At 60.9% G+C, this 12,326-nt stretch carries 14 protein-coding genes and 1 pseudogene; 7 read left to right on the top strand and 8 right to left on the bottom strand.

Annotated features, from left to right (window positions below; all coding sequences use genetic code 11):
* Positions 1-130: 130 nt before the first annotated feature.
* The gene (locus HKK57_RS08270) at positions 131-394 is read right to left on the bottom strand and encodes an accessory factor UbiK family protein (protein ID WP_169390016.1); all 264 of its coding nucleotides are present in this window, start codon (positions 392-394) and stop codon (positions 131-133) included.
* Positions 395-814: 420 nt separating this feature from the next.
* Here HKK57_RS08270 and glnK point away from each other — a divergent pair, with 420 nt between their 5' ends.
* From glnK to sutA, 4 genes and pseudogenes are all read left to right on the top strand, one after another.
* Positions 815-1,153, top strand: a complete 339-nt coding sequence (gene glnK, locus HKK57_RS08265; protein WP_002555808.1) for a P-II family nitrogen regulator — start codon at positions 815-817, stop codon at positions 1,151-1,153.
* 34 nt (positions 1,154-1,187) lie between these two features.
* Complete coding sequence (locus HKK57_RS08260; RefSeq protein WP_029289659.1) at positions 1,188-2,525, top strand: ammonium transporter; 1,338 nt, start codon at positions 1,188-1,190, stop codon at positions 2,523-2,525.
* Positions 2,526-2,775: 250 nt separating this feature from the next.
* Positions 2,776-2,937 (top strand): annotated as a pseudogene (locus HKK57_RS08255) (YjbQ family protein); the annotation flags it as partial.
* Between the two features lie 103 nt (positions 2,938-3,040).
* A complete protein-coding gene (gene sutA / locus HKK57_RS08250) occupies positions 3,041-3,367 on the top strand; it encodes a transcriptional regulator SutA (RefSeq protein WP_015886504.1) in 327 nt (108 codons plus the stop codon).
* A gap of 173 nt (positions 3,368-3,540) precedes the next feature.
* On the opposite strand, the gene HKK57_RS08245 is transcribed toward sutA, so the two are convergent.
* The 6 genes from HKK57_RS08245 to lptM are packed head-to-tail and all read right to left on the bottom strand — an operon-like array spanning position 3,541 to position 8,126.
* Complete coding sequence (locus HKK57_RS08245) at positions 3,541-4,236, bottom strand: HAD family hydrolase (RefSeq protein ID WP_029289653.1); 696 nt, start codon at positions 4,234-4,236, stop codon at positions 3,541-3,543.
* Positions 4,233-5,132 (bottom strand): tyrosine recombinase XerC, encoded by a 900-nt coding sequence (xerC, locus tag HKK57_RS08240; RefSeq protein ID WP_070994041.1) that lies wholly within the window; start codon positions 5,130-5,132, stop codon positions 4,233-4,235. Before xerC ends, HKK57_RS08245 begins: the two co-directional genes overlap by 4 nt.
* A 2-nt stretch (positions 5,133-5,134) precedes the next feature.
* Positions 5,135-5,860, bottom strand: coding sequence for a DUF484 family protein (locus HKK57_RS08235; RefSeq protein WP_029289648.1), 726 nt, complete (start codon positions 5,858-5,860; stop codon positions 5,135-5,137).
* A 13-nt stretch (positions 5,861-5,873) separates the two neighbouring features.
* Positions 5,874-6,704, bottom strand: a complete 831-nt coding sequence (gene dapF / locus HKK57_RS08230; protein WP_169390015.1) for a diaminopimelate epimerase — start codon at positions 6,702-6,704, stop codon at positions 5,874-5,876.
* Between the two features lie 3 nt (positions 6,705-6,707).
* On the bottom strand, positions 6,708-7,955 hold the full coding sequence (gene lysA / locus HKK57_RS08225; protein WP_070994040.1) for a diaminopimelate decarboxylase: 1,248 nt from the start codon (positions 7,953-7,955) through the stop codon (positions 6,708-6,710).
* A 9-nt stretch (positions 7,956-7,964) separates the two neighbouring features.
* On the bottom strand, positions 7,965-8,126 hold the full coding sequence (gene lptM / locus HKK57_RS08220; RefSeq protein ID WP_032856894.1) for an LPS translocon maturation chaperone LptM: 162 nt from the start codon (positions 8,124-8,126) through the stop codon (positions 7,965-7,967).
* Between the two features lie 239 nt (positions 8,127-8,365).
* On the opposite strand from lptM, the gene cyaY reads away from it, so the two are divergent.
* The 3 genes from cyaY (at position 8,366) to rnk (ending at position 9,473) form a co-directional block, all read left to right on the top strand.
* Positions 8,366-8,698, top strand: coding sequence for an iron donor protein CyaY (gene cyaY / locus HKK57_RS08215; RefSeq protein WP_029289642.1), 333 nt, complete (start codon positions 8,366-8,368; stop codon positions 8,696-8,698).
* 2 nt (positions 8,699-8,700) lie between these two features.
* A complete protein-coding gene (locus tag HKK57_RS08210) occupies positions 8,701-8,919 on the top strand; it encodes a DUF1289 domain-containing protein (RefSeq protein WP_092232081.1) in 219 nt (72 codons plus the stop codon).
* 143 nt (positions 8,920-9,062) lie between these two features.
* Positions 9,063-9,473, top strand: a complete 411-nt coding sequence (gene rnk, locus HKK57_RS08205; RefSeq protein WP_029289638.1) for a nucleoside diphosphate kinase regulator — start codon at positions 9,063-9,065, stop codon at positions 9,471-9,473.
* Here rnk and HKK57_RS08200 read toward each other — a convergent pair.
* A complete protein-coding gene (locus tag HKK57_RS08200; protein ID WP_159909151.1) occupies positions 9,470-12,310 on the bottom strand; it encodes a class I adenylate cyclase in 2,841 nt (946 codons plus the stop codon). The two genes, rnk and HKK57_RS08200, sit on opposite strands and share 4 nt — an antisense overlap.
* Between the last annotated feature and the right edge of the window lie 16 nt (positions 12,311-12,326).

Genomic DNA, 12,326 nt, shown 5'->3' with positions numbered 1-12,326 from the left:
CAGAACGTATCCGGAGTCGTTCGCAGCGCTTTATGTGGGAGCTGGCTTGCCTGCGATGCACACGCCTCGGTGTATCAGAAAGACTGAGGCGATGCTATCGCAGGCAAGCCAGCTCCCACACTGACCGCGTTTATTCAGCAGCGGCTGGCGTCAACTTGGCTTCCAACTCCGCGACCTTCGCCTCCAGGCTCTCCAGACGCGCGCGGGTGCGGGCCAGGACCACCATCTGGCTGTCGAATTCCTCGCGGCTCACCAGGTCCAGTTTGCTGAACCCGCTTTGCAGCAGCGCCTTGAACTGGCTTTCGATTTCGTTGCGAGGCAGCGGGGTTTCGCCGCTGAACAGGCGAGAGGCATGGCCGCTCAGGGCGTCGAGGAGGTCTTTGGGCGCGAGCATGGGAAACATTCCGGAAAACAGTTGGCCGGCAGTGTATCACGCAGCGCCTACAGTCTTTTCAAGGTGATCTACGCACGCTTTTCGCGCATCGGCCCGAATGGGTATGCACCGTTTTTGTGCGTATCCAGGCCGCAGCACAGGCCCGTGGGCGGATGTAAGCGGGCAACGGATTGATTTCAGTGATTTTTACGGAGCTGGCAAGGTTTCTGCTTAGACGATCATGACCCATGCACTGATGCAGTCGCTGTGACGAATGCAGTGCGCTGACGGACCAGGGTACTTGTTTCGTCACCAACGGTTAGCTGGCGTCGCAAAGGCAATTGCCAAGGCGACGATGCGTTACAAAGCCAGGCACTGCGCTTAGACTTGAGACGGGTTTGTTTTCCTGGGGCAAGTCCACCAATTCGGGAGAGAGTTTTCATGAAGCTAGTCACTGCCATCATCAAGCCGTTCAAGTTGGACGATGTACGCGAGTCACTGTCCGAGATCGGCGTGCAGGGCATTACCGTCACCGAGGTCAAAGGCTTCGGTCGGCAGAAGGGTCATACCGAGCTGTATCGCGGCGCGGAATATGTAGTCGATTTCCTGCCGAAGGTGAAGATTGATGTCGCCATTGACGACAAGGATCTTGATCGGGTTATCGAGGCGATAACCAAGGCGGCCAACACCGGCAAGATCGGTGACGGCAAGATCTTCGTGGTCAATCTGGAACAGGCTATTCGCATCCGTACCGGCGAAACCGATACCGACGCAATCTAAGCCGCCAAACCCCAACGCCCCAGGAGAAAACAATATGACTCTGCGTAAATTCGCAGGGCTAGGAGCCCTGTTGTCCATCGTAATGCCCAGCCTGGCCATGGCGGCAGACGAAGTGGCGGCTCCAGTCCTCAACTCCGGCGACACCGCCTGGATGCTGACAGCCACCGCATTGGTGCTGTTCATGACCATCCCCGGCCTCGCGCTGTTCTACGGCGGCATGGTCCGCTCCAAAAACATTCTTTCCGTGATGATGCAGTGCTTCGCCATTACCGGTCTGATCAGCATCCTGTGGGTCGTCTACGGCTACAGCATTGCGTTCGACACCACCGGCATGGAGCAGGGCGTCGTCAACTTCAACTCCTTCTTCGGCGGGATGGGCAAGGCGTTCCTGGCGGGTGTCACACCGTCCAGCATTACTGGCCCTGCGGCGCTGTTCCCGGAAGCGGTGTTCATCACCTTCCAGATGACCTTTGCGATCATCACCCCGGCGCTGATCGTCGGTGCATTCGCCGAGCGCATGAAGTTCTCCGCCATGCTGCTGTTCATGGCCATCTGGTTCACCCTGGTCTATGCGCCAATCGCGCACATGGTCTGGAGCGGCAACGGCGGCCTGATGTGGGACTGGGGCGTGCTGGACTTCGCTGGCGGCACCGTGGTGCACATCAACGCCGGTGTGGCTGGCCTGGTGGCGTGCATCGTGCTCGGCAAGCGTAAAGGCTACCCGACTACGCCGATGGCCCCGCATAACCTGGGCTACACCCTGATCGGTGCGGCAATGCTGTGGATCGGCTGGTTCGGCTTCAACGCCGGCTCCGCTGCAGCGGCCAACGGCACGGCCGGCATGGCGATGCTGGTGACCCAGATCGCCACCGCTGCTGCGGCACTGGGCTGGATGTTCGCCGAGTGGATCACCCACGGCAAACCAAGCGCCCTGGGCATCGCCTCCGGTGTGGTTGCCGGCCTGGTGGCCGTTACGCCGGCCGCCGGTACCGTGGGCCCGATGGGCGCCCTGGTGATCGGCCTGGCTTCGGGTGTGATCTGCTTCTTCTGCGCCACCAGCCTCAAACGCAAGCTGGGCTACGATGACTCCCTGGATGCCTTCGGTGTACACGGCGTGGGCGGGATTGTCGGGGCAATTCTCACCGGCGTATTCGCGGCGCCGATCCTGGGTGGCTTCGGCACAGTGACCGATATTGCCGCACAGGTCTGGATCCAGGCCAAGGGCGTCGGCTTTACCGTGATCTACACCGGTATCGTGACTTTTGTGATTCTCAAGGTGCTGGACTTGACCATCGGCCTGCGTGTGACTGAAGAGGAAGAGGCCGTTGGCCTGGACCTGGCGGAGCACAACGAACGCGGCTACAACTTGTAAGAACCTATGAAAAAACTTGCCCGGCTTGCCGGGCATTTTTTTGTCTGGTATTTGCCTGTGGTGAAGGCTTGTGAGATTTTTTGTGGCGAGTTTGTGATCGGATCCACAAGGCAGTTTTCACTGTGCGAATGTCTTACAGGCATGTAGGCGTATTCGGCACTTTGTTTTTTCCCAGAGCGCGCTAGAATGCGCGCCGATGGGCGCAGAACTGTATACGGCGGCAGACCCTGATTACCCTGTGGGCCAAGCCCCGGGTCCTTTCAAGGGCAACCTATCAGGTCGCCAACTGAGTTTGCCGGTCAAGGCCGGCCACTTGGCAATGGGCACATGGCAACGCGTTTATCTGGGCGAGCAGCGTGATCATGGCGGTGCTCGTAAAGTCCTCGGTACCTTGCAGGGTGACGGGGCATAAGCCACTGGTTATCCGGTGGACGTTGATTTTTTTCCGGCAGCCTTCGACAGATGGTGAAGCTGGGCTATAACTAATCTGCTTTTCGCAAGTCATGAGGTAGAACATGAGCGACGATGATCTGGAAAACGACGAACTGGAAGTAGGTGACGAAGACGACACCGAAGAAGGTCTTGAAGCGGCAGCGGAAGATGTTGCTGACGACGACGGTGGCGATGACGCACCTGTTCCGGCCGCCAAAGGCAAGGCCAAGGCTGCCGTTTCGGTAGACGAACTGCCGAGCGTCGAGGCCAAGAACAAAGAGCGCGATGCGCTGGCCCGTGCGATGGAAGAGTTCCTCGCCAAAGGTGGCAAAGTTCAGGAAGTCGAGGCTAACGTGGTGGCAGATCCACCGAAGAAGCCGGATAACAAGTACGGCAGCCGTCCTATCTGAGGTCGGTGACTTGCTTGCTGAAAAAGCCCGCCGTCGCTGCGGGCTTTTTCATGGGCGCCTCTATTTCCTGCGGTGATGACTTCTGTAGGAGCCGGCTTGCCGGCGAAGATCGTCAACGATAACGCAGGGTCGCGGTGCTCTCGGGTTTTTCGCCGGCAAGCCGGCTCCTACAGTTATTTCCAGCTGTGGAGCAGTGAGGGCAGCTCGGTCAGGCTACGAATCTGCGCATCCGGCAACTTATCGCCTGTCCAGGCCTTGCCAGTCGGGTTGAACCACACCGCTCGCAACCCCGCCTGCTGGGCGCCGGCAATGTCATCACCTGGATGGTCGCCGATGTGCACTGCCGCACTGGCCTCCACCCCGCCTCGCTGCAACGCTTCCTGAAACAATCGCGCATCTGGCTTGGGGATCCCGATATCCTCGGCCCTCAGGGCAAAGTGGAAGTAATCCGCCAGGCCCACGCGTTGTACGTCGGCATTGCCATTGGTGATCACCCCCAGCAGGAAGTGTTGGCGCAGGGCTTGAAGCATCGGCTCGGCTTCCGGGAACACCGTGAGTTGGTGCCGCGCGTGAATGAAAGCTTCAAAACACACATCGGCCATCTCCGTGGCTTGCGGTTGTGCATAACCGGCCTCTTCAAAGGCATGCATCAGCACCCGGTGGCGCAGGATGCTGATCCGGTGCTTGAGCTCGGGATGACGCTGCAGCACCTGCTGGCGCAGGCTGGCGAAATGCTCCAGGGGCAGGTCGCCGACCTTGGGCGCATGGGTTGCCAGCCATTGGCGCATCGATGCTTCGGCGCTGATGATGACGGGGACGTTATCCCACAAGGTATCGTCCAGGTCGAAGGTGATTAGCTTGATGCTCATGAGTCGCCGCCTTTAATGCGTTTGGCCCTTGGGTGGGCGCTGTCGTACACCGTCGCCAGATGCTGGAAGTCCAGGTGGGTGTAGATCTGGGTGGTCTTGATATCCGAGTGGCCGAGCAGTTCCTGTACGGCGCGCAAGTCTTGTGACGATTCCAGCAGGTGGCTGGCAAAGGAGTGCCGCAGCATGTGCGGATGCAGGTTCTGCCCCAGTTCCCGCTCGCCGGCGGCCTTGACCCGTAACTGAATGGCCCGTGGCCCGAGGCGTCGGCCTTGTTGGCTGACAAACACCGCATCGTCCGGCGGATTGCTCAAGGCCCGCAGGGGCAGCCATATCAGCAGGGCGTCGCGGGCTTTTTTGCCGATGGGCAGCACGCGGGTCTTGCTGCCTTTGCCGTGCACTTGTACCAGGCCGTCGGCCAGGTCCAACTGATCGAGATTGAGGCTGGTCAGCTCCGACAGGCGCAGGCCCGAAGAGTAGAACAGCTCCAGGATCGCCTGGTCGCGGTGCGCCAGGAAGTCATCCTCGACCGCGCCATCGAGCAATTGCAGGGTGCGGTCGGCATCCAGGGTCTTGGGCAGGCGACGTTCACCCTTGGGCGGCGCCAGGCCGTTGGCCGGGTCGTGGTCGCACAGGCCTTCGCGGTTGAGGTAGTGATAGAGGCCGCGCACCGCCGACAGCAGGCGCGCCAGGCTGCGGGAGGATTGGCCTTGCTGGTGCAGGCGGGCAATCAGGCTGCGCAGACCCTGGATGTCGAGGGCCTTCCAGCTACCGATCTGTTGTTTCTCGCAGAAGGCCAGGACCTTGTTCAAGTCCCGCCGATAAGCCTCCAGCGTATGGGGCGACACCTGGCGCTCGCTGCGCAGGTGAGCGCAGTAGGCGTCCAGTTGTCGTTCCATGGCTAGCGCACCGCGCGCAGGGCGGTGGTAAAGCGCGGCAGGCTGCGGCTCAGCACTTCGGCAATGTAGGTCAAGAACAAGGTGCCGACGGTGCTTTTGTAGTGCTGCGGATCACGGCTGGCGATGGCGAGGACGCCGTGCAAGCCCTGATGGCTGAGAGCGACCACGGCAGTCGAGCCGATCTGCACGCGCTGGTCTTCGCCAAACAGGAAGTCCAGTTCATGCTCGCGCAGAGTGCCGCTGATGGTCTTGCCTTCCGACAGCAGGCCACCAATGGCGGTTTGCGCCTCGCTGCCCTTGACCCAGCGCCCGACCGGCATCGGGTTGTCACTGAACAGGATCAGGCTGACAAACGGCACCTGGAAGTCCTGGCGCAGGCTGTCTTCGACAGCAATGGTCAGGTCTTCCAGGCTGCCAGCATCCAGCAGCGCCAGGATCAGGCGGCGGGTCTTGTCGAACAGGCGGTCGTTGTCACGGGCCACGTCCATCAACTGCGAAAGCCGATGGCGCATTTCGATGTTGCGCTCGCGCAGGATTTTCATCTGCCGTTCTACCAACGACACGGTATCGCCGCGCTGGTGAGGGATACGCAGGGCCGGGAGCAGCTCGTCGTGTTCGACGAAGAAGTCCGGGTTAGCCTCCAGGTAAGCGGCGACGGCCGCTGCCTCCAGGCTTTCGCAAGGGGATCCTTCGGGCTGCTTGGCGGGTGCCTGGGGCTTATCGGTCATTGGCGAGTCGCTCTCATAGACGGACCTGTCCTTCGTATACACGGGATGCCGGGCCGGTCATCTTCACCGGTTGGCCTGGGCCTGCCCATTCGATGGACAGGCGTCCGCCGGGCAGGTCGATCAACAGTGGCGAATCCATCCAGCCCTGGCTGATCGCGGCCACGGCGGCGGCGCAAGCACCGGTGCCGCAAGCCTGGGTTTCCCCGGCGCCGCGTTCCCAGACGCGCAATTGCGCACGGGAGCGGTCGATGACCTGCAGGAAGCCGACGTTGACCCGTGCCGGAAAGCGCGGGTGATGTTCGATCTTCGGCCCCAGCTCATGCACCGGCGCATTGTTGATGTCGTTGACCCGCAGCACCGCATGGGGGTTGCCCATGGACACGGCGGCCACTTCGACCACAGTACCGTCGACCTCCAGCGGATAACTCAACGACTGGGCATCGGCCTCGAACGGAATATCGGCCGGCACCAGGCGCGGGGCGCCCATGTCGACGCTGATCTGGCCGTCGCTGCGGATATCCAGCTCGATAATGCCGCTTTTGGTCTCGACGCGAATCTGCCGCTTGGCGGTCAGGCGCTTGTCCAGCACAAACCTGGCGAAGCAGCGCGCGCCGTTGCCGCATTGCTCCACTTCGGAACCGTCGGAGTTGAAGATCCGGTAACGGAAGTCCACTTCCGGGTTGCTCGGCGCCTCGACGATCAACAGTTGATCGAAGCCGATGCCGGTATGCCGGTCGCCCCACAGCTTGGCGTGCTTGGGCAGGATGTGCGCGTGCTGGCTGACCAGGTCAAGGACCATGAAGTCATTGCCCAGGCCGTGCATCTTGGTAAAACGCAGCAGCATGGCTTACTCCGGCAGCAGGCTTTCGCCAGCAAACAACTCGGCTACCGTCTCGCGGCGACGCACTTCAAACGCTTGATCACCGTCCACCAACACTTCGGCGGTACGCCCGCGGGTGTTGTAGTTGGAACTCATGACAAACCCATAGGCACCGGCCGAGTGCACGGCCAGCAGATCGCCTTCTGCCAGGGCCAGTTCACGGTCCTTGGCCAGGAAGTCGCCGGTTTCGCAGATCGGGCCGACGATGTCATAGGCGCGCGCTTCGCTGTTACGCGGCGTCACGGCGGTGACGTTCATCCAGGCCTGGTACAGCGCCGGGCGGATCAAGTCGTTCATCGCCGCATCGACGATGGCGAAATCCTTGTATTCGGTGTGCTTGAGGTACTCGACCTGGGTCAGCAGTACGCCCGCATTGGCGACGATGTAGCGGCCCGGCTCGAACATCAGCGTCAGGTCGCGGCCTTCGGTGCGCTCGCGTACGGCCTGGATGTAGTCGGCAATCAGCGGCGGCTCTTCATCGCGATAACGCACACCCACGCCACCACCGAGGTCGATGTGGTGCAGGTAGATGCCGCACTCGCCGAGGCGATCGATCAACGCCAGCAGGCGGTCGAGGGCATCGAGGAACGGTGGCAGGCTGGTCAGTTGCGAGCCGATATGGCAGTCCACACCCAGCACTTCCAGGTTCGGCAACTGGGCGGCACGGATGTACACGTCTTCGGCGTCGGCAATGGCGATGCCGAACTTGTTCTCTTTGAGCCCGGTGGAAATGTACGGGTGGGTGCCGGCATCCACATCCGGGTTGACGCGCAGGGAGATCGGCGCACGCACGCCCATCTCGGCGGCTACGACTTGCAGGCGCTCCAGCTCGTCGGTGGATTCGATGTTGAAGCAATGCACGCCCACTTCCAGGGCGCGGCGCATGTCTTCACGGCTCTTGCCGACACCGGAGAACACGATTTTGTCAGCCTGGCCACCAGCCGCCAGGACACGCTCCAGTTCGCCACGGGACACGATGTCGAAACCAGCGCCCAGACGCGCCAGGACATTGAGTACACCCAGGTTGGAGTTGGCCTTTACCGCGTAGCACACCAGGTGCGGTACGCCATCGAGGGCGTCGGTGAAGGAGCGGTATTGCGCTTCGATGTGGGCACGGGAGTAGACATAGGTCGGGGTGCCGAAGCGTTCGGCAATCGCGGACAGCGCCACGCCTTCCGCGAACAGCTCGCCGTCCCGGTAGTTAAAAGCGTCCATGATGTTCCCTTAGTTGGTGTCGTGCTTGTGCGCTTTGGATTGCGACGTTTGCGCCTGTTCATTGGGGTCTTTGCTGTCATCAGGCAGGTACAACGGGCCTTTTTGACCACAGGCACTGACGAGGCAAGCGACCGCGACGAGCGCAGCAAGGGAAGAGATCAGGCGCTTCATGGCTAAATCCTTGAATATGCATTAATTGCGCCCGAGTATACCGACCACCCGGCAGCTTGCCTATGCGCCGGGACACCCGTCCGGCGGGGCTTTGCCGTGTATGTCGTGAAGTGACCTACATCACTCTGAGATATTTCACGCGGCGTACGGGAATGAAATCGGTATCCTTTGCAATCATGATGGCGCCTCCGTATCGTGCGGCGCTTGAGCGTGAGTAGACACTTTTTGAGGTTCCCACCATGAGTTTGACCGAAGCCCGTTTTCACGACCTGGTCGATGCGACCCAGCAAGCGCTGGAGGATATTTTCGACGAGAGTGGCCTGGACGTGGATCTGGAAAATTCTGCAGGCGTGTTGACCGTCAAGTTCGAGAACGGCAGCCAATTGATCTTCAGCCGCCAAGAGCCGCTGCGTCAGTTGTGGTTGGCGGCGCGCTCCGGAGGTTTTCACTTCGACTATGACGAAGAAGAAAACCGCTGGTCGAACGACACCAGCGACGAGCTGTTGAGTGAAATGCTTGCACGCATCACCCTGGAACAAGCCGGCGTCGAGCTGGATTTCGACGAGATCTGATCGTGACCCAGCCTGCTCCCGCCCGCCCGCCCAAGCCGTTGTTCAGCAATGTCAGCCCGGCTGTGCCGTCACCTTGTATCAGTTTGTGTCGGCTGGATGAGCAAAAAGTCTGCCTTGGCTGTTTCCGGCACGTGGAAGACATCCGGGAATGGCGCTCCGCCGACGATCAGCGGCGCCGCGTGATCGTCGCCCAGGCCGAGCAACGCAAGGCTGGCGCCTGACCTTCAGGCCGGCCCATCTTGTTTATTTGTTGTGCTGTGGTAGTGTCCGGGTACACCTCAACTCATCGAGGTCCGTGAGAACCCCGCCGTTTACTGGCGGGGTTTTGCTTTTTTGTGCAGAAAAAAAGGAGTCTGCCGCAATCATGACTGCACCTTCCATCATCCTCACCCGTCTCGATGTGCAACGTCTTGAGCAATTGATCGACCGTCTGGGCGACGAATTTCCTGGCGTCGAGGCGTTGCAAGCCGAACTTGACCGTGCCGAAGACTTGGTTGGCCACGATGAAGTGCCTGCCGGTGTCGTGACCATGAACTCCAGTGTCCATTGCCGCGAGCAGAGCAGCGGCAAGGACTATCACCTGACCCTGGTCTACCCCAAGGACGCGAATGCCGACGAGGGCAAGATTTCGATCCTGGCTCCTGTGGGCAGTGCGTTGCTGGGCCTGCAAGTCGGCCAGCACATCGATTGGCCGGCTCCGGGCGGCAAGACCCTCAAGCTTGAGTTGCTGAGTGTCGAAGGCCAGCCTAAAGACGGCGGCGCCTTCACGCTCTAAATCTGGTTCAACGCCTGGTTGAGCGCCTGCTCCAACTCGGCCTTGTAGCGCAGGTACAGATTGCTTGGGCTTTGAACATCACCGAGTAGCCCGGACAGGTCCAGGTCGGTGATGTAGCAACGATAGCGCTCGGTTTCCCGACGCTGCCCGACGATCTCCTGGGCGACCACTGCAAACAGTTGGTCGCCAAATTCCAGTTCGGAAAACTCCCGCTGATTGCAATACAGGGTAATCCCCACCTGGCCTGGCGAACCCTTGCCGATAATCGCCTGCACGTCATAGAACGGTTTGTTGGCCGGAGTCTGTGGCGCAGGCCGTGGCTCTACCCGACGGGCGCGGCCGCCTGCCGATGGCAACAGTTGGTAATACAGCACCTGCAAGGCACCTGATGGCTGCTGCGGGTCCAGCGGTGACAGCGCGTCGCGGCGATAGATGATCGATTGCAGGAAGCGCTGCAAAGGCGCCAACAAGCTCTGTTCATCATGAAACGGCAGGCGCTGTTGCCAAAGGGCATTGAACTCGTCGAGTACGTACAGCTCGGCAAAGCCCTCGTTGATGCGGTAGAACACCTGCACACATTCTGGCAGGCCCATGGGCAACAACGCTGCCAGGTCGTGGTCTTCCAGGGCCATGGCATCCAGGTGCAGCGGGCTGTAGCTGGCCAATTCTTCGCTGAGATAGTCCACCAGCGCCTGCTGGCTGGGCAGCGACACATGATTGGCTTGCCCCGGCGCCAGCTCCATGACGTGATAGTGCTGTTGTACCTGGATCAGGTAGCGGTGGTTGAGCTGGCTCAGTTGCAGGTTCTGCGCGGTGTCGAAAATCTCTTCTACACGTTGCGCGATGAATTGCGCACGGTTGTGGCAGAAACACCGGACCCGCAGCCGTGGCAGTTGGTTGCGCGGCAGTTGGTTGAGGTAGTCGCGCAGGCAGTCGAGCAGGGCATGGGGGCCGTCGTAGCGGCTGACCATCACCTCGTTCCAACTGTTGAGCGTCACCTGGTCCAGGGTCAGCACCAGGTTTTCCCGCACGCCGGCATAACTCAATGAGTCGGTGCGCTCGGTGGTCATCAGGATATTCAGGTCGCGATGGTGCTTGAGCGGGTCGACCCCAACGTTGATCAGCAATAGCACTTCATCGGGTATCGCCGTGCGCAGCAAATGCTCCTCATCCACCGTGGCCAACGGCAGGGCGATGGTCTGCTGCAGGCTGCCCAGCAGGTTGAACAGCTCGAATTCGCTCAAGTCACTGCTGCCCGGGTGCAGGGCCAGGCGGGTGCTGCTGTCGATCACGCCGTTGCGATGGCACCAGGTGAGCATCTCCAGCAGGTCACGGCTGCGTTTGATCGGTGCAAAGTGCTCCCATTCCAGGGCGGTCAGGCTGCCGTTGTACAAACCCCAGTGAAACTGACCCGGCTCCTTGCGGTTGGGCGAATGCACCAGGGTCAGCGTGTCTTCGGCCAGGTCCGGGGCAATCCCGGGGTTGATGAATTCGACTTTGCCGGCCTTGCGTTCAAATGCCGCGTACAGGCGCCGGCCCAGTACATTGAGGTCACGCTTGTTGATCAGGCTCACGGTCTGTTCGGTGCGTGCGAATTGGGTCAGGAAGCGATAACTGTAATTGAGTTCATTGACCAGGGCCCGGCGCTCGGACGCGACCTGGCGCACTTTCCACTGGCTGCGGCTATCAAGCAGGGCCAGTTGCCGTTGGTCCCAGCCCCATTCATTGGCCAGGCGTTCCAGCAGTGCGCGCTGCCAACCGATGGTGCGCTGGCCGGTGGTGAGCTTGCGGTTGACCTTCAGGTAAAGGCTGCGCCGCACCAGTTCCAGGCGCTCGGGCTCGTTGCGCCCGCGCAGATATTCTTCGATGCGGCGGTAGACCACGACATAGGGGTCCAGCTCATCCAGATCCAGCTGGTTGGCGAACACCGCGCGTTTGAAGCGCAGGCTCAGGCACTGCACCTTGGGGTGTTCGCTGGCATACACCTCGGTGAGCAACAGCTTGAGTACGGACTTGTACGGGGACTCGATACCCTTGAATAACTGCCACAGGCCGGCGCCGATAAATTCTCCCGGCGGGATATGGGCCAAGTGCCCGAGGTCGAGGGTTTCGTCGGCGCGGATAAAGCGTTTGGAAATCAGCGTGTGGGTAAATTCGGCGTACCGCGCTTCTTCGTAGACCGGCACCAGCCACCAGATCGGCGTGCGCCCGGCCAGCCAGATGGCGGTGCGGTAGAACTCGTCGAGCAACAGATAGTGCTGGCTGGTGCCACAGTCATCCGAACTGAGCTGGGTATCGCGGCCACCTTGTGCAAAGCGGTTCGGCTCGACCAGGAAAAAATGCGCTTCGGCGCCCATGCTTACGGCCCAGGCCTCCAGCAGTTGGCATTTTTTGCGCAACTCACCCAGCTCGGCCTCGTTCAGGTCGTCGGCGTGGCATACCCAGACGTCCATATCGCTTTGGTCAGCCTGGGCCAGCGTGCCGAGGCTACCCATCAGGAACAGGCCGTGGATCGGGGTAGGCGGGTTGCCGTGGCGTGGTTTGTAGGAAAACGAGCGGGTCAGGCGCTGGGCTTCGGCCAGGACCTGGGCCTCGGGTTCAAAATTCGCCAGCCCGGCCGGGGTGCTGCCCGAGACATAGCCCGGCAGCAGCGGGTGATTGACGTGGAAAAACAGCGGCAGCAGCGCCAACACGCTTTGCTGGCGTGGCGTCAGGCCTTCGACGGCCCGGGCCATGCGGCCGGCATTGAGGGTCAGGAAGCGCGAGCGCAGTTGGGCCAGTACCTTGCGGTCAATGCCTTCATCCAAGTCAGGGCGGATTTCATGGGTACTGGTCATGTCGAACTCAGCGGCT

Source organism: Pseudomonas sp. ADAK21 (genome assembly GCF_012935735.1).
In the GTDB taxonomy this organism is placed as follows: Bacteria; Pseudomonadota; Gammaproteobacteria; order Pseudomonadales; family Pseudomonadaceae; genus Aquipseudomonas; species Aquipseudomonas proteolytica.
The sequence above is the reverse complement of the archived record's forward strand: the minus strand, read 5'-3'. Positions and strand labels throughout refer to the sequence as shown.